The sequence below is a fragment of the Pandoraea sp. NE5 genome, from assembly GCF_024363545.1.
Classification (GTDB): Bacteria; Pseudomonadota; Gammaproteobacteria; order Burkholderiales; family Burkholderiaceae; genus Pandoraea; species Pandoraea cepalis.
The window spans coordinates 1,317,395-1,339,774 of the sequence record NZ_AP025517.1 but is presented as its reverse complement, the minus strand read 5'-3'; the positions used below and the strand labels follow the sequence as shown (position 1 = coordinate 1,339,774).

Sequence of the window (22,380 nt, the reverse complement as noted above, 5' to 3'; positions counted from 1 at the left end):
ATGACGCCGACTTCACCGCCGATCGAGGACTTTCATGACCAGCGCGGCGGCGGTCGCGCGGGTTTCCACGTGGAGCTTTCGGAACAGGTGTTCGAGGTGCTTGTTGACGGTGCGGGGCGCCATGCCGAGGATGTCCCCGATGTCGCGATTGGCTTTGCCGCGCGACACCCACAGGAGCACTTCGGCTTCACGTGCGGTCAGGCCGAAGTGCAGGGAAAGCGCCGAGCAGTAAGCGGTGTCGTCGGCTTCCGTGAGCGTGACGATCCACTCGCCGGTCTTCGGGGCCGGGGCGGCCGTGGCGGAACGGCGAACGTTCTCGAGCACGCATTCATGAACGACGTTCGCCTGCGCGCCTTGCGCAAGCCAGGCCACAAACCAGTGCAGCAACGGCGCGGGCAAACGCGGTTTGGCGACGTCCTCGTGCGTTGCGCCGTACGCCGCGATCTGCCGCGCCGCCTGAGGACTCTGCCAGCAGATCGCGCCGTCTTCCGAGACGATAAGCGCCGCGCGCGCGCCGAGCGAGAGCGCTGCCTGTGCATAGGATTGCGCGCGCGAGCGCACCACATGCGCGCCAATACGCGCGCACACTTCCTCCGGGCGCACGGGTTTCGTCACGTAATCGATGCCCCCGACGCGAAAGCCCCGCACGACATGCTCGCTTTCCGTCAGCGACGTCATGAAGATGACCGGAAGATGCTCGTAACGTGGGTCCTGTTTGATCCGCGTGCAGGTCTCGAAGCCGTCCATCGCGGGCATTATCGCGTCGAGCAGCACGACGTCCGGCGTGACCCGCGCCAGACACTTCAATGCCGCCTCGCCGCTTAACGCGACGAGCACCGCGTAACCGTTCGCTTGCAGGGTATCGGAGAGAAAGGCGAGATTGTCGGGCGTGTCGTCCACGATCAGCACGATGGGACGGTTTCCCAGCCACTCCGGCGGGGCGCTCGCCTCCGTGGGCGCATCATGCACCGGTGGCGCGGGGCAGGTGGACAAGCTCATTTTCAAGTTCCCTTAGCTGAAAGCGTTCGGCAAGTGCGCGTAGCGTTTCGATCTGGGCGGACAGTGCCGGGTGGACGCGCCGCGCCTCGTCGAGTTGCTCGACGACCCCCTGCACATAGCCGACGTCGAGATGCTCGCGGATACGCTGAAGCACCCCCTCGGGCAGCGCGAGCTGAATGGCGTCGGACGTCGCCGCCGATGTCTCCGCCCGCGCCGGGCTGGGCGTCGTCGTCGGTTCCGATGCAATCCATTCCAGCGCAAGCAGTTGTGCGAGCTTGTCGAGCAACAGATTCACCTGCAACGGCTTGGCCAGATAGCCTGCGCAGCCGGACGCGCCAGCACGCTCGCGATCGTCGGCGAAAGCGTTGGCCGAGAGCAATACGACGGGCGCCGCCGAGAGCTGATTCTCACGAATCAGGCGGCTGGTTTCGTAGCCGTCCATCAACGGCATTGAGATGTCCATGATGATCGCGTCGGCGGTGTGAGTGCCGAGCCATCGCAACGCGTCGGGACCGCTGGCGACTTCGGTCACGTCGAAGCCCAGCGGCGTGAGCAGTTGGACGACGATCCCGCGCTGATCGGCCAGGTCGTCCACCACGAGAATCGTACGGCGCGACCCGGCGTACCCGCGAATACCCGCCAACTCGGTGTAGACATCAGGTGCGCTTCTCACTGCCGGTGCGAAGAGTTTCACCACGAAGTGCGTGCCGCGCCCGATCTCGCTGTGCGCGTCCAGACTGCCGCCGAGCGCATGCGTGAGCAATCGGCAGATCGTCAGCCCGAGGCCCGCACCGTGATCGTCCGCATGGGCGGCGTCGCCACGCTCGAACGGCAGGAAGAGACGCGCCATTTCCTCCGGCGCGATGCCGGGTCCGGTATCGATCACCTCGAACTTCAGCGTGTCCAGCGCGTGACTCACGCGCAGCGTCACCGTCCCTGCAGACGTGAAGCGAATTGCGTTGCCGATCAGGTTGGTGAGAATTTGCCCGAGGTACTTCTGATCGCACTTCACCGTCCCCGGGATTCGACCGACGACCTGGACATCGAAGGCGAGCGCTTTCTCCATCGCCAACGGACTCATCATCGACGACAGGTGAGACACGAAATCGGTCAGCGACACTTTCGTGATGTTCAATTGCAGCTTGCCGGCTTCGATGCGCGCGACGTCCAGTAGTCCGTCGACCAGCGCGAGCAGATGCTCGCCGCTGCGATGGATGGTGCGAACCGCGTTGTAGCGCGTGGGGGACAGTTCTTCCTTCGCCTGCATCAGAAGCTGCGCATAGCCGAGGATGCTGTTGAGCGGCGTCCGTAGTTCGTGACTGAGGCCCGATACGTAACGGCTCTTGGCCCGATTCGCCGACTCGGCGGCCGCGCTCGCGCGCTTGAGCGCCTCGTCGGTCTTCTGGTGCGCTTCGATTTCCTGCATCAGCAATTCGTTTTGCCGTTGCGATTCCTCTTCCGTGACGCGGCGGCTCTCGCGCTCCAGCACGAACCACCATGCCGCGATGCAGCCCACGAGGGCGAGCGAGAAGAAGATCTTGAGGAAGCTGCTTCCTATGACCCCGACTTCCGCCGCGCTGATCGACGCCACACTCTGCGACCAGATCAGTAGCAGAACGCCAGCCAACACGGCAAGGATGGCCAGCACGAGGCTCGCATAGCGAATGAGCCGCAACGCCGCGGGCCCCAGCCGCAGGCGCGGAAATACGCAGTGCAATGCGCGATCGGCCTGTGCGGAGAAGCGCGCGTGCGGCTTGCAGCGATCATGGCAACGGGAGTCCAGCGAGCAGCAAAGCGAGCAGATCGTGCCGCCATAGGCCGGACAGTGGGCCGTGTCCTCCGGCTCGAACGCGTGCTCGCAGATCGCGCAGCGCAGCGATCTGGCGTCGCCGGTCGATTGCGGCTTGCGCGCGAGGTAGTACTTTCCGCGTGTCGCGATGGCAATGATCGGCGCGCAGACGAACGCCACGCCGAAGGCGAGAAACATCGACATCGCCTCGCCAAGCTCGCCGAAGGCGCCTGCCCGAGCCGTGAGGGCCGCCACGACGCCCAGCAACATCGCGCCCAGCCCGACGGGATTCACATCATAGAGATGCGCGCGTTTGAACTCGATGTGACGCGGGCTGTATCCCAATGGTTTGTTGATGACGAGATCGGCGCACAGCGCGCCTATCCAGGCCACGGCAACATTCGCATACAGGGAGAGCACTTTGCCGATCACCTCGAAGACACCGATCTCCACGAGCAGCAGCGCGATCATCACGTTGAAGACGAGCCACACCACGCGCCCCGGATGACTGTGCGTGAGACGTGCAAAGAAGTTCGACCAGGCCAGCGATCCCGCATACGCGTTCGTCACATTGATCTTGAGCTGCGAGACGATGACGAAAAGCGTCATGGCCGGCAGCGCCCAACCGGCCAGCCCTGCCGGATCGAGGAGGATGTGATAGGCGACGAGATACATCTGCGTGGGCTGCGCGGCTTGCGCGACCCCCACTTCGTTCTGGATCGCCACAAATGCGAGGAAGGCGCCGCCGAGCATCTTCAGCGCACCGGGTACGATCCAGCCCGGGCCGGCGCACAGTAGCGCGAGCCACCAGCGCTTGCGGTTGCGCGTCGTCAGCGGCGGCAGGAAGCGCAGATAGTCCACCTGTTCGCCGATCTGCACGATCAGCGCGAACACGACTGTCGACGCCTGTCCGAACGCAATGAGACTGAACGCCCGGCCTTGCGGGGCGAATCCCGCGAACGTGGTCCACTCGCGCAGCATCCCGGGGTGGTGCCACAGCACTGCGGCGTAGGGCAACACGAACAGCACGATCCACAGCGGCTGTGTCCAGCTTTGCAGCCGGTTGATGAGCGTGATGCCGAACATCACCAGCGGGATCACGACGAGCGAACTCACGACATACGCCAGCGCCAGCGAGATGTGGAAATAGAGCTGTAACGCCAGCGCCATGATGGCCGCTTCGAGTGCGAAGAACAGGAATGTGAAGATGGCGTAAAGAAACGACGTCACCGTCGAGCCTATGTAACCGAAGCCGGCGCCGCGCGTGAGCAGATCCATGTCCACGCCGTAGCGCGCCGCGTAATAGCTGATCGGCAGGCTCGTCAGGAAAATCAGGATCGAAACGGCGGCAATGGCCCAGAGCGCGTTGGTGAAGCCGTAATTGATGACAAGGCTACCGCCGATGGCCTCCAGCACCAGAAACGATACGCCGCCGATTGCCGTGGTCGCGACGCGTAATTCCGACCAGCGGCGAAACGAGCGCGGGGTGAAGCGCAGCGCATAGTCTTCCAGCGTTTCGTCGCCGACCCAGGCGTTGTAATCCCGCCGCACCTTCACGATGCGCTGAGTGCTGGGCGCGCTGACTGAACTTTGGTGCATCTTGGCCATGAAGACGTGAAGGCGATCCGGATTGGTGCAAAAAGCGTTGGATGTAAAGCCCAAAGCAAATTACATTCCACCGCCCCACCTGGGGAATACGTCAATCGACGTATTCCGATCGTCAAATTGGCTCCCTACATTGCGTTCAAACCCGTGAAACCCGCCCGCCGCGCTTCTTGCACAGGGCCTATGATCAGGAGAACGTGATGTCCGCAGACGATCGATTCGAAGATGACGAGCGCATGGCTTCGCCGCTGCGCAGGCGGCTGCTCGGCGGCCTTGCCGCGGCCCCGCTCATGGCGCTGGGCCTGCCGCGAACGTCGTTCGCACAGGTGCCGCCTACGGCCAAGGTGAACACCACCGGTCTCGCCGTGACCGACACCACGGTCACGGTCGGCCAGTTGCACTCGGCAACCGGCACGATGGCCATTTCCGAGACGGGCTCGATTCAGGCAGAGCGTCTTGCCATCGAGCAGATCAATGCGATGGGCGGCGTACTCGGACGTAAGATCAACATCATTCAGGAAGACGGTGCGTCCGACTGGCCGACTTTTGCCGAGAAATCCAAGAAGCTGCTCGAGAGCGACCACGTCGCGGCCGTTTTCGGTTGCTGGACGTCGGCCTCGCGCAAGGCGGTGCTGCCGGTGTTCGAGAAGGACAACGGCTTGCTGTACTACCCGACGTTCTATGAAGGTCTGGAGCAGTCGAAGAACGTCTTCTACACCGGTCAGGAAGCCACGCAGCAGATTCTCTGGGCGCTCGACTGGGCGTCGAACACGAAGAAGGCCAAGTCGTTCTTCCTGATCGGTTCCGACTACATCTGGCCGCGCACGTCGAACAAGATCGCGCGCCGTCATATCGAGCAGCATCTGCACGCGAAGGTGGTCGGCGAAGAGTATTACCCGCTCGGCACGACCGAGTTCAATTCGCTGATGAACAAGATCAAGCTCGCGCGTCCTGACTGCATTTTCGCGACGGTGGTGGGCGGCTCGAACGTGGCGTTCTACAAGCAACTCAGGGCAGCGGGCATCACACCCCAGAAGCAATTCCTGCTGACCCTTTCCGTCACGGAAGACGAAGTGCTGGGCATTGGGGGCGAAAACTTCGCGGGCTTCTACTCGTCGATGAAGTACTTCCAATCGCTGGATAACGACAACAACAAAAAGTTCGTCGCCGCATTCAAGGCGCGCTACGGTGCGAAATCGGTGATCGGCGACGTGACACAGGCGGCCTACCTCGGCCCCTGGATCTGGAAGACCGCGTGTGAGCGCGCGGGCAGCTTCGACGTGAACAAGGTCGTCGCTGCCTCAGCGGGCATTGAACTGCCCAACGCACCCCAGGGCTACGCGAAGGTCGACCCGAACCATCACCTGTGGAGCCGATCGCTGATCGGCGAAGGGCAGGCGGACGGACAGTTCAAGGTCGTGGCGAGTTCGCCGGAGCCGATCCACCCGGATCCGTTCCCGAAGGGCTACATGTAATCCCTCAACTCGCACAGGCGCGACGACCGGACGGTCGTTGCGCGAGGAGCGTCAGATGTCCGCCAACGACATTCTCAATATCACGCTGATGCAAGGCTTTGCGGGACTGAGCCTGTTCAGTGTTCTGCTGCTCATGGGGCTCGGACTGGCCGTGATTTTCGGGCAGATGGGCGTCATCAACATGGCGCACGGCGAATTCATGACGATCGGCGCCTATACCGTCTACATGTTCTCGTGGGTCACCCAGAACGTCTGGCCGATATTCGCGCCGGTGTATTTCTTCTTCGCCATCGTCGCCGCCTTCGTGCTCGCCTTTGGGGCGGGATGGCTGGCGGAATGGGCGCTGATCCGACATCTGTACCGGCGTCCGCTCGACACGTTGCTCGCCACCTGGGGCCTGAGTCTGGGTATGCAGCAAGTGTTCCGTTCAACGTTCGGACCGAAAGAAGTCAGTCCGGTGCTGCCCGACTGGCTCATGGGGTCGTGGGAGCCGACGCCGGGTCTCGACATTCCGGTGAGCGGCATGTTCGTGATGGCGCTTGCGCTCGTCATGACGGGCGGCCTGTTGTTGGCGCTGTACCGCTCGCGCTGGGGGCTGCGTGTGCGTGCGACCGTCGCCAACCGGCCGATGGCGAACGCGGCGGGCATCAATACCCGCCGCACCGACCGGATGACATTCGCAATCGGCTGCGGCATCGCCGGCGTCGCCGGTGCGGCGTTCACGGCCATCGGGTCGACAGGGCCGACCAGCGGCTCGCTCTATATCGTCGATTCGTTCCTGGTGGTGACGTTCGGCGGCGCGGCGAGCCTGCTCGGTACGGTGGCCTCGGCCTTCGGCATTGCACAGATGCAGTCGATCAGCGAGTTTTTCCTTTCCGGTTCGATTGCCCGCGTGGCGACGCTCCTCACCGTGGTGGTCATTCTGATGCTGCGCCCGCAGGGCCTGTTCGCCTCGAAAGTCCGGCGCGCGTGATCCGCCGGTGCGCCGGTGTCCCGGTCGTCGACCGATTCCTCTGTATGGAGAGATGTACATGGAACCCATCCAAACCTCGGCGGGCGGCGTCTCCCTCCGCTCCGAGGCTCCCGTCCCGAGCGTCGGCTGGCGCGCAACGCTGGCGCGCTTCGACGCTTCAGGCTACGCGGGCATCGTGATTCTGGCCGTGCTCATCGTCGTCGTGTTTCCGCTCGCGCTCGACGCGTTTCGCCTGAACCTCATGGGCAAGTACCTGACGTACGCATTCGTCGCCATCGGACTGGTGATCGCATGGGGTTACGGCGGCGTGCTAAGCCTCGGGCAGGGCGTCTTCTTCGGGCTTGGCGGTTATGCGATGGCCATGTTTCTCAAGCTCGAATCGTCGAGCGCCGCGGCCACGAGTACACAGACCACCCCGGGCATTCCGGACTTCATGGACTGGAATCAGCTTACCGCGCTGCCCGATATGTGGAAGCCGTTTCACTCTCTGCCGTTCTCGATTGTCGCGGTGCTTGTCGTGCCGACGGCGCTTGCCTTCGTGATCGGTTACGCAATGTTCAAACGGCGGGTCGGCGGTGTGTATTTCGCGATCATCACGCAGGCCGTGGCGCTGATTCTGTCGGTGCTTATCATCGGCCAACAGGGATATACCGGCGGGGTGAACGGCATCACCGATCTGCGCACGCTGCTCGGCTGGGACATTCGCACGGACCACGCGAAGCTCGTTCTTTACTTCGTCAACGCGGCGTTGCTGATCGTCGCGTTGCTGGTGTGCCGGTGGGTGCAGCGCGGCAAGCTCGGTACGCTGCTGCTGGCCATGCGAGACAAGGAAGACCGCGTGCGGTTCTCGGGCTATGACGTCTCGATGTTCAAGGTGTTCTCATTCTGCTTCGCCGCGTTGCTTGCTGCGATCGGCGGCGCGATGTTCACGCTTCAAGTCGGTTTCATGTCGCCGTCGTTCGTGGGCATCGTGCCGTCCATCGAGATGGTGATCTATGCGGCGGTCGGCGGACGTATGTCGCTTGTCGGCGCGGTGTACGGCGCGATTCTCGTCAATCTGGGCAAAAGCTGGTTCTCCGAGAGTTTCCCCAATCTCTGGCTGTATCTGATGGCGGCCATGTTCATCGGCGTGGTGATGGCCTTCCCGAACGGTCTGGCGGGGCTTTTCGAGGCGCATGTGCGCCCGCGAATTCGCCGTTTTCTCGGCGCCGGGAGCGCGACAGACAAGGAGCGAAAAGTATGAGCAACACCGACTTTCTTCTGGCGATAGAAGACCTCAGCGTTTCGTTCGACGGGTTCAAGGCCATCGATTCGCTGAATCTGTATCTGGAGCGGGGTGAGTTGCGCGTCGTGATCGGTCCCAACGGCGCCGGCAAGACGACGCTGCTCGATCTTATCTGCGGCAAGACGAAGGAGACGGCGGGCAGCATCAAGTTTCGCAACGAGGAAATCACGCGACTGGCCGAGTTCAGACGCGTGCACAGGGGCATAGGCCGCAAGTTTCAGACGCCGTCGATCTACGAAAACCTGAGCGTCGCGCAAAACCTCGAAGTGTCGTTCCCGCGTGGGCGCGGCGTGTTCGGCGCGCTTTTCTACCGCACGGATAGCGAGGTTGCGGATCGTGTCCGATCGGTTGCCGACGAGATCGGTCTGTCGGCCTCGCTCGACCTCGAAGCCGGCTTGCTCTCGCACGGACAGAAGCAGTGGCTGGAAATTGGTATGCTTCTTATGCAGGATCCCGAACTTTTGATGCTGGATGAGCCGATTGCCGGCATGAGCGTGCGCGAGCGCGAACTGACGGCTGATCTGCTCGATCGAATCTGTCGCAACCGCTCGATGATCGTCATCGAGCACGACATGGCTTTCGTTGAGCGGATCGCGCACAAGGTCACCGTGATGCACCAGGGAACGATTCTCGCCGAGGGCCCGATGGCCAAGGTGCAATCCGACCCGCGTGTGATCGAAGTTTATCTCGGACACTGATCGGGGGACACATCATGTTGGAAGTCGATGATCTTGTCGTCAGCTATGGCCAGAGCGAGGTGCTGCACGGCATCGGCTTTTCCGTCGCCAGCGGCGAAAGCGTTGCGGTGATGGGCCGCAACGGGATGGGAAAAACAACGTTGTTCAAGTCGTTGATCGGTATGTTGCCCGCGAATCGCGGCACCGTTCGTGTGGACGGTGTCGACGTATCGAGGGACGAGAGCTTCCGGCGCGTGTCCAAGGGAATCGGTTACGTTCCGCAGGGTCGTCAGATCTTTGCATCGCTCACCGTCGAAGAGAACATCCAGACCGGGCTCGAGAATGCGGCGAGCCAGTCCGTTCCCGACGATCTCTACGCGTTGTTTCCCGTGCTGTTCGACATGCGCCGCCGCAAGGGCGGCAATCTCTCCGGCGGACAGCAGCAACAGCTCGCCATTGCGCGCGCGCTCGCGACCAATCCCAAGGTACTGCTGCTCGACGAGCCGACCGAGGGGATTCAGCCGTCCGTCATCAAGGACATTGCCCGGGCGCTCAATCACATTCGAGCGACGCGCAACATCGCCGTCGTCGTTTCCGAGCAGGTGCTGAGTTTCGCGATGGACGTGGCGGACCGATTGTTCGTTATCGAGGGCGGGCGCTTCGTTCATCAGAGCACGCGCGACGCCGGTGATGCCGGGCGCATACGCGAATACCTCTCCGTGTAATCCGACGCCGCGTGGCGTCATTGATCGCCGGTGTCTGGCGCCGGCATTTGAAACCAGGAGCGAATGCAATGGCCGAAACTCTCATCAAGGTCGACCTGAACCAATCCGCGTACGAAAACGAGCAGGTGCACAACCGTTGGCATCCGGACATTCCGATGGCGTGCTGGGTGAATCCCGGCGACGACTTCATTCTTGAGACGTACGACTGGACCGGTGGCTTCATCAAGAATAATGACAGCGCCGACGATGTTCGCGATATCGACCTGTCGATCGTGCATTTTCTTTCGGGGCCGGTGGGCGTGCATGGTGCGCAGCCCGGCGATTTGCTGGTCGTCGATCTGCTCGACATCGGTGCGAAGCAGGACAGTCAGTGGGGCTTCAACGGCTTCTTCTCGAAGACGAACGGCGGTGGCTTTCTGACCGATCATTTTCCGCATGCGCAGAAGTCGATCTGGGATTTCCACGGGCTTTACACGAGTTCGCGGCATATTCCGGGCGTGAATTTCGCCGGACTGATTCACCCGGGACTGATCGGCTGCCTGCCGGATCCGACATTGCTTCAGACATGGAACGAGCGCGAGGTCGGCCTGATCGCGACGGCGCCGGACCGCGTGCCGCCGCTTGCCAACCCGCCGTTCGCCGCGACGGCGCACATGGGCAAGCTGACGGGCGACGCGCGCAACAAGGCGGCCGCCGAAGGCGCGCGCACGGTGCCGCCGCGCGAGCATGGTGGGAACTGCGACATCAAGGATCTCTCGCGCGGGTCGAAGGTCTTCTTCCCGGTGTATGTCGATGGCGCAGGGCTGTCTGTGGGCGACCTTCACTTCAGCCAGGGGGACGGCGAGATCACGTTTTGCGGCGCCATCGAGATGGCGGGGTGGGTGCACATGCGTGTCAACGTGATCAAAGGCGGCATGGAAAAGTACGGCATTCGCAATCCGGTGTTCCAGCCGAGTCCCATTGCGCCGGCGTACAACGACTATCTGATCTTCGAGGGTATTTCCGTCGACGAGCAGGGTGGGCAGCACTATCTGGATGTCACGGTCGCCTATCGTCAGGCGTGCCTGAACGCCATCGAGTATCTGAAGAAGTTCGGTTACTCGGGAGCGCAGGCGTACTCGTTGCTCGGTTGTGCGCCGGTGCAGGGGCATATCAGTGGCGTGGTCGACATTCCGAATGCATGTGCGACGCTGTGGTTGCCCACGCAGATCTTCGACTTCGACATCCGTCCGAATGCCGACGGACCGATTCGTCACGTGACGGGCAGTGTCGACATGCCGTGTTCGCCGGATCTGGTGAAGGGCTGACGCGGCGTGCGTCACGAGCATCACTCACGACATAGGACAACAGGAGGCGGAGATGCCGATTTATGACTTCGAATGTGCGACGTGCGGACCGTTCGCTGTCATGCGGCGCATGGCGGATCGCGACACGCCGTGCCATTGCCCGGATTGTGGGGGCGAGGGCACGCGCGTGATGACGGCGCCATCGCTTGCGTTGATGGGAGGTGCGAGTCGTGCGGCGCACGCCACGAACGAGCGGGCGGCACATGCCCCGCGTCATTCGGGCGACGGGCCGTCGTCGCGTCATCGATCAGGGTGCAGTTGCTGCGCCGGCGGCAAGGTGGCGCTGGCGGGGGCGAGTGGGCAGACGTCCACGGCAACGGGCGGGCTGAAGCGGCCGGCAGGACGGCCATGGATGATCAGCCATTGATTCTCTTGGAAGGGTTTGTTACGGCCCGGGGCCTCTGGGCCGTGCGTCGGAACTGCGAGTTTTGAAGGAGTAACGACTCATGCGACATGGAGATATTTCGAGTAGCCGCGACGGGGTGGGCGTTGCGGTCGTCAACTACAAGATGCCGCGTTTGCATACGAAAGCGGAGGTATTGGAGAACGCGCGCAAGATCGCCGACATGGTCGTCGGCATGAAGCAGGGGTTGCCCGGTATGGATCTCGTGATCTTTCCCGAGTACTCGACGCACGGGATCATGTACGACCGGCAGGAGATGTTCGACACCGCAGCGACGGTGCCGGGCGAAGAGACGGATATTTTTTCGGCGGCATGTCGCAAGGCGAATGTGTGGGGGGTGTTTTCGCTCACGGGTGAGCGGCACGAGGATCATCCGAACAAGGTGCCTTACAACACGCTGGTGCTGATCGACAATCGCGGGGAGATCGTGCAGAAGTATCGCAAGATCATGCCGTGGACACCGATCGAGGGCTGGTACCCCGGCGACCGCACTTACGTGACGGAGGGACCGAAGGGGCTGAAGATCAGTCTGATCATCTGCGATGACGGCAACTATCCGGAGATCTGGCGGGATTGCACGATGAACGGCGCGGAGCTGGTGGTGCGTTGTCAGGGATATATGTATCCGGCCAAGGATCAGCAGGTGCTTGTGGCGAAGGCGATGGCGTGGATGAACAACACGTATGTGGCTGTCGCGAACGCGACGGGCTGGGACGGTGTGTATTCGTACTTCGGCCACTCGGCGATCGTCGGCTTCGACGGCCGCACACTCGGTGAATGCGGCGAGGAAGAGATGGGCGTGCAATACGCGGAACTGTCCGTGAGCGCGATTCGCGACGCACGCAAGAACATGCAGTCGCAAAACCATCTGTATAAGCTGCTTCACCGCGGATACACCGGGACGATCCATTCCGGCGAAAGCGCGAACGGCGTCGCCGATTGCCCGTTCGGGTTCTACCGCGATTGGGTCACCGACCCGCAAGGCACGCAGCGCAAAGTCGAGGCTATCACCCGCTCGACACCCGGAACTGAAGAGTGCCCGATTGACGGGATTCCTTGTGGGGGAGGTTGAGCGGTGGCGGGCCGTAAAGGCCCGCCACCGTGTACTCATCCGCCGAACTTCACCTCCCGATCCAGCGGATACACCGGACGATTCACGCGCGAGAACGGGAACAGCGCGTAATTTGAACTCGTCACGCCGTCGCTGTCGCATTCGACCAGCCCGGCGGAGATCGGCACGAACACCGGACGGCAGTACATGCGGGACTTGAGCAGCAGGAAGCGCTCGTTGCGCGGGTCGAGGCCAACGCAGGTGAACACGCCGTGGTCCCACGGCTCGTGCGTGCGCTCCGTCACCACGATGCGCGCCGGCCCGATATCGAACAGCACCGTGCGGCCCATGTAGCAGCGTTGCCCCGTATAGGTCGGACCGCTCACGACATACTCGCCGTCGCCGATCTTGCGCACGATGCCGGTGAGCACCGGCGGTGTCTTGACGATGCCCAATTGCGTCAGCGCACGTTTGTTGCCGACGGCCAGCGTCACCTCGGCGCCCTCGCCTGCGGCGATCAACGTCGCGACCGCTTCCGGATCGCACAGCGGACCGACGCCGATGCCGGTGAGCCCGGCCGCGAGCGCCGCTTCGAGCACGTCCATCGTGTCGCACGTGCCGCCTGACATGCAGTTGTCGCTGTGATCGAGCAGCAACACCGGCTTGTCGGCGCCGTCGGCCAGACGCTTCGCTTCGACAATCGAATCGACGAGCGGCGCGCTGCGGTAGACGAACTCGTCACGCGCCTCCCATATCTGCGCGGCGATACGGTCAGCGACGGCCTGAGCATGTGCCACGCCGCTCTCCCCGTCGCCCGCCGTCACGACCACACTGATGCAAGGCGCGGGGATGTCCGCGAGCGAAAATCCCGAAAACACCGACACGGCCGGAATACCCTCTTCGGCTTCGGCGCGCCGCGCGGCGTCGAGCGCGCGCTTCATCGCGCCCCCGTGGCTCGTGCTGCATAGCGTATGCACCATCAACGGCGGTTGTTGCCATACCACGCGAGGGCGGCGTTTGCCGGCGAGCCTTTCGAAGAGCAGACGGCCGGCGTGCTCGCCTGTCTCGTACATGTCGATGTGAGGATACGTCTTGAACCCCACGACGATATCGGCATTCTCTACGATCTTTTGCGTGACGTTGGCATGCAGGTCGAGCGCAACGGCAATCGGCGTATCCGGCGCGGCGGCGCGCACGCGCTCGAGCAGATCGCCCTCGCCGTCGTCGCTGTTTTCCGCGACCATCGCCCCATGCAGGTCGAGCAGGATCGCATCGACGCCGCTCGCCGCAGCCACAATCCGGTCGCACAGGGCGTCGTAGGCGCTCGCCGCCACCGGACCGCTCGGGTTGGCGGCAGCGCTGACGGGGGTCACCATCTGCGCCCCGGCGGCCTCGGCGAGATCGATGAACGCGGCCATCGCCGTACGCATGCCCTTGTTGTCGCGATAGGCCGCTTCGTCATACGTGGGTCCTAGAGGGCCGAAGGCGTCGAGCGGTGTGGGCACCGGCGAGAATGTATTCGTCTCGTGATTCATCCGCGCGATCATCACTTTCATGCGGCACCTCCTGCGCGTTGCAACATCGCTTGCAACAGCACGTTGCAACCCGCTTCGAGATGCACCGGATCGGCATCTTCGATTTCGTTGTGACTGATGCCGTCCTTGCACGGCACGAAGATCATCGCCGTCGGCGCGACGCGCGCCAGATAGACTGCGTCGTGCCCCGCACCGCTGATGGCATCCATCGACGACAGCCCGAGTGCCTGCGCGCCCGAGCGAATCGCGTCGACCAGTGCCGGGGCAAACGGCTGCGGCGGGAAGTACACGACCGGCTCGATGGCGACGTCGATGCCGTTCGTGCGCAACGCGTCGCACTCGGCGCGCAGCTTGGCGTCGAGCGCGTCGAGCGTGGCGTCGTCGGCCGCGCGCAGATCGACGGAGAGCGTCACGCGGCCCGGAATCACGTTGCGCGAATTCGGATAGTTGTCGACCCAGCCCACGGTGCCGCGCGCATGGGGCGCGTGCTCGCAGGCGATGCGGTTGACCGCCTGGATCAGCTGCGCGGCGGCGAGCAGCGCGTCGCGGCGTAGCTCCATGGGCGTAGGGCCCGCGTGGGCCTCCATGCCCGTGACGGTTACGTCGTACCAGCGCTGACCGAGGGCGCCCTGCACGACACCGATCGTCTTCCCATGCGCTTCGAGGACCGGGCCTTGCTCGATGTGCGCTTCAAAGTACGCGCCGACCGCGCCCGCTTGACCCACCGCCGGCGCGGAGCCCGCGTAGCCGATGGCGCGCAACGCGTCGGCGACGCTGACGCCCTCTCGATCTCTCTGCGCGAGCGCGTGATCCAGCGTGAAGGCGCCTGCGTAAACACCGGACCCCATCATCACGGGCACGAAACGCGACCCCTCCTCGTTGGTCCAGACGGCGACTTCGAGCGGGGCCTCGGTCACGATGCCGTTGTCGTTGAGCGTGCGCAGCACTTCGAGCCCTGCGAGTACGCCGTAGTTGCCGTCGAACTTGCCACCGGTCGGCTGGGTGTCGATGTGGCTGCCGGTCATGACGGGCGGCAGCGCGTCGTTGCGGCCGGCGCGCCGCGCAAAGATGTTGCCGATCGCGTCGACACGCACCGTGCAGCCGATCTCTTCGGCCCACGTGACAAACCGATCGCGACCCTGCCGGTCGAGATCGGTCAGCGCGAGGCGGCACACGCCCCCCTTCTCGGTCGCGCCGATTTGCGCGAGTTGCATGAGGCTGTCCCACAGGCGCGCGCCGTCGACGCGTACTGCGGCTGCCGGTTGATCGAGACGTTCCATGTTCATCAGTCCTTCAGGGCAGACGCCGCGACGGTCGCGCTGACGCCTGCGTTGGCAGAGTGACGCGCTCGCCCCGTCGCATGGGGGCGTGGCGGCGCGCTTCGGGGGAAATTGGGGCCGCGCGGCTCAAGCCACGCCCACACCGAGGTAACGGTCCTTGACGACCTCGTCCGCGAGAAACGCGGCGTTGTCCGCGCCGTACACGATCACGCCTTGCTCGACGATGTAATGCCGGTCGGCGAGCTGCGTGCAGACCTCCAGATTCTGTTCGACGAGCAGAATCGCGACACCGGCTTGCTTGATGAGCTTCAACTGCGCCACGATCTCCTCGACGATCACCGGGGCGAGCCCTTCGACCGGCTCGTCGAGCATGAGCAGGCGCGGGTGATTCATCAGCGCGCGTCCGATGGCCAGCATCTGCTGCTCGCCGCCAGAGAGTTGCGCGCCACCGTTCTTGCGACGCTCCTGCAAGCGCGGAAAGATGCGATAGATGTCGGCAAGCTGCCACGGCGAATCGCGTCGGGCTCCGAGCTTGAGGTTCTCCTCGACGGTGAGCAGTTTGAAGATGCCGCGATGCTCGGGCACGAAGCACACGCCGCGTGCGGCGATTCGGTGCGCCGGTTGCCCGGCGACGGGCTTGCCCAGGAACGAGATGCTGCCCGCCTTGGGCGGTACAACGCCCGCGATGGTCTTGAGCGTGGTCGACTTGCCCGCGCCGTTGCGACCGAGCAGCGTGACGAGTTCGCCGTCGCTCACGCTCAGCGTGACGCCTTGCAGAATGTGACTCTTGCCGTAATAGCTGTGAATGCCTGCGACGTCGAGAATCATGCGCGGCCTCCGGTAATCATGTTGCCGAGATAGGCGGCGCGCACGCGGTCGTCGGCGCGAATGGCATCCGGCTTGCCTTCGACGAGTACGCGCCCTTGCTGCATGACGGTGATCGTGTCGGAGATGTCCATCACGATGTTCATGTTGTGCTCGATGAGCACGACGGTGTGATCGTCGCGCAGGCCGCGAATGAGCTGCTTCATGTCGTCGAGATCGTCGATGCCCATGCCCGACGTCGGCTCGTCGAGGAAGATCGCCTTGGGACGCGCCGCGAGCGCCATGCCCACCTCGAGACGGCGTTGCTGCCCGTGCGAGAGCGCACCCGCCGCGGTGCCGGCATGACGCGTGAGCGCGAGCCGCGTGAGCACGTCGTCAACGACGGACGCGCAGGCGCGCGGGCCGTCGGCCTTGCGCCAGCACGAGAGCGCACGGCGCGGCGTCACGCCCAGCGCGGCCAGGCGCAGGTTTTCGCGTACAGACAGATTCTGGAAGAGCGCCGTCACCTGGAACGAACGCGCAATGCCGCGTTGGACACGCCGGTAATCGGCTTCGGTGGTCACGTCGTGACCGTCGAACAGGATGCGCCCGCCGGAGACGGGCACCGTGCCGGTGAGCATGTGAAACAGCGTGGTTTTGCCCGCGCCGTTCGGACCGATGACCGAGTGTACCGTGCGCGGGGCCACTCGCAGATCGACGCCGTGCAGCGCGGTGAACTTGCCGTAGCGTTTGACGATGCCGGCGGCTTCGATGAGAGCGTCGCTCATGTCGGGTCTCCCTGCGTATCCAGTTTGCCTTTGGGCCCGCCGCGCTTGCCAGTGATGCGACACCACAGCGATTCGCCTACGCCCCACAGTCCGCGATGCATGAACAGACTCACGGCGATGAGCAGCAGGCCGAGCAACAGCAGCCAGCGCGGCCAGAGCGTGGAGAGCCAATCGGCGGCGAGCACGTAGAACGCCGCGCCCAGCACTGACGCGAAGAGATTGCCCGTGCCGCCGATCACCGTCATCACGAGGATCATTTCGCTCGAGTGGTACTCGATGTTGGACAGCGGTGCGATGCCCGTCATGAGCGCGTGCAACGCTCCGGCCAAGGCCGTGACGGCACCCGAGATGGCGAAGGCCACGAGTTTGAAGGTCTTCACGTGATAGCCGACGGCGGCCGCGCGGGCCTCGTTGTCGCGAATGGCGAGCAGCGTGCGGCCGAACACGGAATCGGCCACGCGCAACAGCCCCGCGAAGACGATCAGGAAGACGACGGCGACGAAGGTGTAGTACTGCCAGGGCGTCTCGAGCGGGATCAGCGTCTTGCCGCCCAATGCGAGCGACTGGCGCGGGATGTCGAGCAGCCCGTTGTCGCCGCCCGTCCAGTCCGTCGCGGTGTAGGCCACGAAGTAGAACATCTGCGCGCACGCCAGCGTGAGCATCACGAAGTAGGTACCCTTCTGCCGGATCGCGAAGCTGCCGACGATGGCCGCGACCGCAGCGCCCAACACGATCGATGCGACCACGGCGAGCGGCATGGGCAGCGCCCAACGCGTGAGCAGAATACCCAGCGTGTAGCTGCCCAGGCCGAAGAAGATGCCCTGTCCGAACGAGAGCAGACCGGTGTAGCCTAGCAGCAGATTGCAACCGAGCGCGGCCAGGGCGTAGATGAGCACTTCAGTCGCGAGCGTGCCCGAGGACAGCGTGACCGGCAGGATCAGCGTGACGGCGGCGGCGAGCAGCCAAAAACGGTAACGTACCAGCATCATCCCCTCCCGAGCAGGCCGTGCGGGCGCATGAGCAGCACCGCTGCCATCGCCACATAGATCATCAGTCGTGCGCCTTCCGGCCAGATCGTGCTCATCAGGCTTTGCACGATACCGATCACGAGGCCGCCCACGAGCGCCCCGGCGAAACTGCCCATGCCACCGATGACGACCACCACGAAGGCGATGCCCAGCGCCTCGATCCCCATGAACGGGTCGACACCGCGCACCGGCGCCGCCAATACCCCAGCCAGCGCGGCAGTGCCCGCGCCGAGCGCGAACGCAAGGCTGAACACCCGGAACACGTTGATGCCGAGCAGCGACACCATCTCGGACGACTCGCTGCCCGCGCGCACCGCACTGCCCAGGCGCGTGCCTTCGAGCAGCCACCAGAGCACGGCGGCGAACACGACGGTGAAGCCGATGAGGAAGAGCCGGTACTTCGGATAGATGAAGCTGCCCCACATCACCACGCCGTCGAGCGCCGCGGGCACGGCCACGTTATCGCCGAGCGGGCCCCAGACGATGATGACCAGTTCCTGCACGACGAGCGCCAGGCCGACCGTGACGAGGATGTGAAACTCGTGCGCTTTCTCGTAGATGCGCGACAGCAGCAGTTTCTCGGCGATCCATGCGAGGGCGCCGACGACGATCGGGCAGACGATCAGCGCGAGCCAGAACGACAGGCCCCATTGCATCGCCTGGTAGCAGCAATACGCGCCGAGCACATAGAAGGCCCCGTGCGCGAAGTTCACGAAGCGCAGCAGGCCGAAGATGATGGATAACCCGACGGCGAGCAGGAAATACAGCATGCCGATCCCGACGCCGTTGATGACCTGCAGAATATAGACGTTCATGCGCGTCCCGGAGAGCTTGGGTGGACGTGGAGCACCGTGCGCCGTCCGGCTTTCGCCGCGCGGCACAGACGACACTTGCGGGGACGGCCAGGCGTCCCCGCGAGCGACACGGCGTGAGCGTTCGCGCAGCGGCGGCGCGCTGCGCTAGCCGCTCAGGCCAGCTTGCACTCGGTCTTGTCGAGCGGCAGGAACGATTTCCCGGCGCTGACAATGTCGGCGAAATCGTCGGCGTTGCGCATCTTCGACTTGGCCTTGCCCTTGAGCAGGTAATAGTTCTTGAGCACCTGGTGGTCACCCTTGCGGATCTCTTCCGGCCCGGTGAGCCCGTCGTACTTCATGCCTTCCATCGCGGCGATGACGGCCTTCGGATCGGCGCTGCCGGCCTTGATCATGCCGTCGAGCATGAGCTTCGTGCAGATATATGAGCCCGCGAGGCTGTAGTTCGGGTTCTGCTTGAAGCGTGCCTGCGTGCGCTTGACGAGATCGAGGTTCAGCGGCGAGGCCACCGCGTGCCAGTACTGCGCGCCGAAGTAGACCCCGTCGCACAGATCGGCGCCGAGCGTCTCGAACTGCTCCAGGCCAGAGGCCCACGCCATCAGGATCGTGCAGTTGTTCTTCATGCCGAAGCTCACGGCCTGACGCAGCGTGTCGGACGATTGCGAGCCGAAGTTCAGGAGCAGCAGCACGTCGGGCTTGGCGGCGACCGCGTTGGTGAGATAGCCCGAGAACTCCTTCTCCGACAGCGAGTGGTAGCTGTTGCCAACGTGCTCGATGCCTTTTTCCTTGAAGACGTTCTTCGCGGCCGTGAGCAAGCCTTCGCCGAACACGTATTGCGGCGTAATCGTGTACCAGCGCTTGGCCTTGGGCATCGATTCGATGAGCGGGCGCACCGTTTGCTCGATGGCGCCGAAGGTCGGCACCGACCAGCGGAACGTGGCGCTGTTGCAGTCCTTGCCCGTAATTTCGTCGGCGCCGGCCGTGGTGATGAATATGCCGCCGGCCTTCTCGACTTCCTTACCCATGGCGAGCGCTTCGGACGACAGAATGCCGCCCGCGAAGAAGCGCGCGCCCTTCTGCTGCGCGATTTCCTGCACGCGACGGATGGCCGTGGCGGGCTTGCCTTCGGTATCGAGGGTGGTATAGGCGAGCGGTCGGCCAACGACCTTGCCGTACTGCTCGACAACGAGCTTCATGCCCAGATCGGCAAACTTGCCGTTGGCCGCGAACGGCCCCGACATCGGTACCGGACACGCCAACTGGATGGCGCCGGTGGTTTGCGCGAACACATCGCGCGCGGAGATCAAGGAGGCAGGCAGAGACGCCGCAGCGGCGAGCTTCAACAGTTCACGACGATTCAATTGGGTCTCCAGGGAAGGGAGCAATCGTTCATGGGATGCAAACGTGCAGCGCGTCGCACGCCGACCGGCCGGCGATCCGAGAATCGATCTGCGGCAGCGACCTGAGCGTGACAGCTGACAACGTCCGGGGCCTTATCCCTATCCGTCATATTTATTATGATAAATAGGATGAATTTGATCGTAGGTATAATATTTCGGGGTGTCAATCGGAAAAAATTCTCATCCGGCACCGCCGGTAGAACACGTTCGCAAGCCGGCAAGCCACGTGAACGGACCCTTGTGAGGCGCCTTATGGCACGAGATGCGCAGACGGTGAGAGAGCCGTTGGAAATCAAACAACAAAAACGTGGCGATCTGGTCGCCGAAGCCATCAAGCGCCTGATAACCGAAGGCAACCTGCTGCCTGGCGATCGTCTGCCGCGCGAAGTGGAATTGCAGCAGATGTTCGCGGTGTCGAAGAGCACCATTCGCGAAGCGCTCAAGTCGCTCGAAGTGCAGGGTCTCATCAAGGTGAGCACCGGTCCGTCGGGCGGCGGCATGGTGGTGGAGGTGCCGCTCGATCGCACCTTCCAGCTCATGCAGAACTACCTGTTCTTCAAGGAAGTGAGCATCGACGACATTTACACGGTGCGCCAATTGCTTGAGCCGGAGCTAGCCGCGGGTGCGGTGCCGCATCTGACCGAGGCCGACTTCGACGCGCTGGAACACAACATGGCGTGTTGCAGTCCAGCGTCGCACGACCGGCGCGAATTGCTGCGCCAGCGTCAGGCCGATATGGACTTCCACGACATTCTCGCGGCGGCCAATCCCAACAGCTTTCTGCGGTTCACCTGCGAACTCGTCAACGAGATGATTCGCCAACTGATTGTGTTCGGCAACGAGACGCCGCGGCGCGAGCACGAGAAGTTCGGTACGGCGAACGTCGATATCCATCGTCGGATTACTGACGCGGCGCGCGCAGGGGATTCGCAACGCGTGCGTGAACTCATGCAGGTTCACATGCAGGAAGCGCGCACCTATATCAAGCGGATGAACGGGAAACTGCGCGGTCGTCTCATTCTCGATTCGGACATCGTCGACATGCAGCAGCGCGTGCGCTCGCAACTCGCGACGAACGCGCCGCGTGCGCCGGCGGGCGAGGGAAAGCGTGTAGCGAAGCCCGCGACGAAGCCTGTCGTGAAGCCGGCCGAGAAGCCGACGACGAAGGCCGTCGGGAGGCCGTCAGCAAAGCCGAAGACCCCCGGCACGAAGGCCGAAGCGGCGACGAAGACTGCGCCCGCGCGCAAACGTGGTACGGGGTCGAGTTAAGGCGGGCCGGGGCGGACGCGGGGCGTTGCGCGCGCCGACAGCTCAGGGCGAGATCGGCGCCGGTTGTTGTTGCGTGCAGCAGTGAATCCCGCCACCGCGCCGCGCAATGCCACGCAGCGGCACCTGCGCGATGCGTCGGTCGGGGAACGCCTGCTGCACGATGTCGCGCGCCTGCGCGTCCGCCGCCGGATCGCCGAATGACGCCATCACTACGCCACCGTTTGGCAAATAGAAATTCACATACTCCGGCGCGAAGTCGGGATCGTCCGCGACGGCGGCGGGCAGCGCGTCGAAGTCGATGCAGGGCAGCAGGCCGATCTCGAAGGGCCGCCCGCGGGCATCGCGCGCCAGACGCAGCGCTCGCAGGTTTTCCCTCGCCTCACGCGCCCATTCGTCATTGCCGTCGGCCCCGGTGGCGAGCAACACGCTAGGGCGCACGAAGCTCGCGATGCCGTCGACGTGACCGTCGGTGATCGTATCGAGTCGCGAGCCTGGCAACCACACGACGTGCGTCACGCCCAGCCAATGACGGAACACGTCTTCCGCCTCACGCCGCGTCAGTCCGGGGTTGCGATTCGGATTGAGCACCGACGTCTGCGTCACGATCAGCGTGCCCTCGCCATCCACATGCCACGACCCGCCCTCGGCCACGAGCGGCATCGACGTCGTGGCCACGTCGAGCGCCAGCGAGACGCGTTTCGCGAGCTTCGGATCGGCGTCCGGCATCGGCCGGATCTTCTGTCCCCAACCGTTGAAGTTCCAGCGCAGCGCGTGCAGTGCCCCGGCGTCGTCGAGCACGAAGGTCGGGCCGTTGTCGCGCATCCAGTGATCGTCGACGGGCATCGGGTGAAGTGTGGCGCTGGCCGGCAGGAGGCTGCGTGCTTCGTCGAGATGATGCGGATCGACCGCCACATGCAACGGCTCGAAGTGCGCGATCGCGTGGGCCATGCGTCCCAGCTCGCCGACGACCTCATGCCGGCGGGCGCCCGACATGACCGTGTGGCTCGGCCACGCCATCCAGCAGGCGGCATGCGGATGCCACTCGGGCGGCATCCGCCAGCGGCCGGCGGCGTTCGCGTGCGTCGCGACTAGTGTGTGGTGAGGGGGTGTCATCGTTCGCGTGACCGTGAGTAAAG

At 63.8% G+C, this 22,380-nt stretch carries 18 protein-coding genes and 1 pseudogene; 9 read left to right on the top strand and 10 right to left on the bottom strand.

Annotated features, from left to right (window positions below; all coding sequences use genetic code 11):
• Nucleotides 1–12 precede the first annotated feature (12 nt).
• Together PanNE5_RS06245 and PanNE5_RS06240 are read right to left on the bottom strand one after the other, a co-directional pair.
• Complete coding sequence (locus PanNE5_RS06245) at nucleotides 13–999, bottom strand: response regulator transcription factor (protein ID WP_261939424.1); 987 nt, start codon at nucleotides 997–999, stop codon at nucleotides 13–15.
• Complete coding sequence (locus PanNE5_RS06240; RefSeq protein WP_369751621.1) at nucleotides 962–4,387, bottom strand: ATP-binding protein; 3,426 nt, start codon at nucleotides 4,385–4,387, stop codon at nucleotides 962–964. Before PanNE5_RS06240 ends, PanNE5_RS06245 begins: the two co-directional genes overlap by 38 nt.
• 206 nt (nucleotides 4,388–4,593) lie before the next feature.
• On the opposite strand from PanNE5_RS06240, the gene urtA reads away from it, so the two are divergent.
• The 8 genes from urtA (at nucleotide 4,594) to PanNE5_RS06200 (ending at nucleotide 12,349) form a co-directional block, all read left to right on the top strand.
• Nucleotides 4,594–5,868, top strand: coding sequence for an urea ABC transporter substrate-binding protein (urtA, locus tag PanNE5_RS06235; protein ID WP_017235680.1), 1,275 nt, complete (start codon nucleotides 4,594–4,596; stop codon nucleotides 5,866–5,868).
• A gap of 55 nt (nucleotides 5,869–5,923) precedes the next feature.
• Nucleotides 5,924–6,841, top strand: a complete 918-nt coding sequence (gene urtB / locus PanNE5_RS06230) for an urea ABC transporter permease subunit UrtB (RefSeq protein ID WP_261939423.1) — start codon at nucleotides 5,924–5,926, stop codon at nucleotides 6,839–6,841.
• A 58-nt stretch (nucleotides 6,842–6,899) separates the two neighbouring features.
• Nucleotides 6,900–8,084 (top strand): urea ABC transporter permease subunit UrtC, encoded by a 1,185-nt coding sequence (urtC, locus tag PanNE5_RS06225; RefSeq protein ID WP_017235682.1) that lies wholly within the window; start codon nucleotides 6,900–6,902, stop codon nucleotides 8,082–8,084.
• Nucleotides 8,081–8,824: an urea ABC transporter ATP-binding protein UrtD gene (gene urtD, locus PanNE5_RS06220; RefSeq protein ID WP_261939422.1), complete on the top strand. Its 744-nt coding sequence runs from the start codon at nucleotides 8,081–8,083 to the stop codon at nucleotides 8,822–8,824. The genes urtC and urtD overlap by 4 nt, the downstream gene beginning before the upstream one ends.
• A gap of 14 nt (nucleotides 8,825–8,838) precedes the next feature.
• Nucleotides 8,839–9,528, top strand: a complete 690-nt coding sequence (urtE, locus tag PanNE5_RS06215; RefSeq protein ID WP_017235683.1) for an urea ABC transporter ATP-binding subunit UrtE — start codon at nucleotides 8,839–8,841, stop codon at nucleotides 9,526–9,528.
• A gap of 68 nt (nucleotides 9,529–9,596) precedes the next feature.
• A complete protein-coding gene (gene fmdA, locus PanNE5_RS06210; protein WP_261939421.1) occupies nucleotides 9,597–10,835 on the top strand; it encodes a formamidase in 1,239 nt (412 codons plus the stop codon).
• A gap of 52 nt (nucleotides 10,836–10,887) precedes the next feature.
• Nucleotides 10,888–11,241: an FmdB family zinc ribbon protein gene (locus PanNE5_RS06205; RefSeq protein WP_017235685.1), complete on the top strand. Its 354-nt coding sequence runs from the start codon at nucleotides 10,888–10,890 to the stop codon at nucleotides 11,239–11,241.
• A gap of 79 nt (nucleotides 11,242–11,320) precedes the next feature.
• Nucleotides 11,321–12,349, top strand: coding sequence for an aliphatic amidase (locus tag PanNE5_RS06200; protein WP_150561996.1), 1,029 nt, complete (start codon nucleotides 11,321–11,323; stop codon nucleotides 12,347–12,349).
• 35 nt (nucleotides 12,350–12,384) lie between these two features.
• Here PanNE5_RS06200 and PanNE5_RS06195 read toward each other — a convergent pair whose 3' ends face one another.
• The 7 genes from PanNE5_RS06195 to PanNE5_RS06165 form a co-directional block, all read right to left on the bottom strand.
• Nucleotides 12,385–13,884 carry a M81 family metallopeptidase gene (locus tag PanNE5_RS06195; protein ID WP_017235687.1) on the bottom strand — a complete coding sequence of 500 codons (1,500 nt, stop codon included), beginning with the start codon at nucleotides 13,882–13,884 and terminating at the stop codon, nucleotides 12,385–12,387.
• Nucleotides 13,881–15,143 (bottom strand): Zn-dependent hydrolase, encoded by a 1,263-nt coding sequence (locus PanNE5_RS06190; protein WP_017235688.1) that lies wholly within the window; start codon nucleotides 15,141–15,143, stop codon nucleotides 13,881–13,883. The genes PanNE5_RS06195 and PanNE5_RS06190 overlap by 4 nt, the downstream gene beginning before the upstream one ends.
• A 126-nt stretch (nucleotides 15,144–15,269) precedes the next feature.
• The gene (locus PanNE5_RS06185; RefSeq protein ID WP_017235689.1) at nucleotides 15,270–15,971 is read right to left on the bottom strand and encodes an ABC transporter ATP-binding protein; all 702 of its coding nucleotides are present in this window, start codon (nucleotides 15,969–15,971) and stop codon (nucleotides 15,270–15,272) included.
• Nucleotides 15,968–16,735, bottom strand: a complete 768-nt coding sequence (locus PanNE5_RS06180; protein WP_150562000.1) for an ABC transporter ATP-binding protein — start codon at nucleotides 16,733–16,735, stop codon at nucleotides 15,968–15,970. The genes PanNE5_RS06185 and PanNE5_RS06180 overlap by 4 nt, the downstream gene beginning before the upstream one ends.
• Complete coding sequence (locus PanNE5_RS06175; RefSeq protein WP_017235691.1) at nucleotides 16,732–17,721, bottom strand: branched-chain amino acid ABC transporter permease; 990 nt, start codon at nucleotides 17,719–17,721, stop codon at nucleotides 16,732–16,734. Before PanNE5_RS06175 ends, PanNE5_RS06180 begins: the two co-directional genes overlap by 4 nt.
• Entirely contained in the window at nucleotides 17,721–18,578 is an 858-nt protein-coding gene (locus PanNE5_RS06170) for a branched-chain amino acid ABC transporter permease (protein ID WP_017235692.1), read from the bottom strand. Before PanNE5_RS06170 ends, PanNE5_RS06175 begins: the two co-directional genes overlap by 1 nt.
• A 152-nt stretch (nucleotides 18,579–18,730) precedes the next feature.
• Nucleotides 18,731–19,936 (bottom strand): ABC transporter substrate-binding protein, encoded by a 1,206-nt coding sequence (locus PanNE5_RS06165; protein ID WP_017235693.1) that lies wholly within the window; start codon nucleotides 19,934–19,936, stop codon nucleotides 18,731–18,733.
• Between the two features lie 291 nt (nucleotides 19,937–20,227).
• On the opposite strand from PanNE5_RS06165, the pseudogene PanNE5_RS06160 reads away from it, so the two are divergent.
• Nucleotides 20,228–21,070, top strand: a pseudogene (locus tag PanNE5_RS06160) (FadR/GntR family transcriptional regulator); the annotation flags it as partial.
• 216 nt (nucleotides 21,071–21,286) lie between these two features.
• Here PanNE5_RS06160 and PanNE5_RS06155 read toward each other — a convergent pair.
• Nucleotides 21,287–22,357, bottom strand: coding sequence for an agmatine/peptidylarginine deiminase (locus tag PanNE5_RS06155; protein WP_083902411.1), 1,071 nt, complete (start codon nucleotides 22,355–22,357; stop codon nucleotides 21,287–21,289).
• Nucleotides 22,358–22,380: the final 23 nt, after the last annotated feature.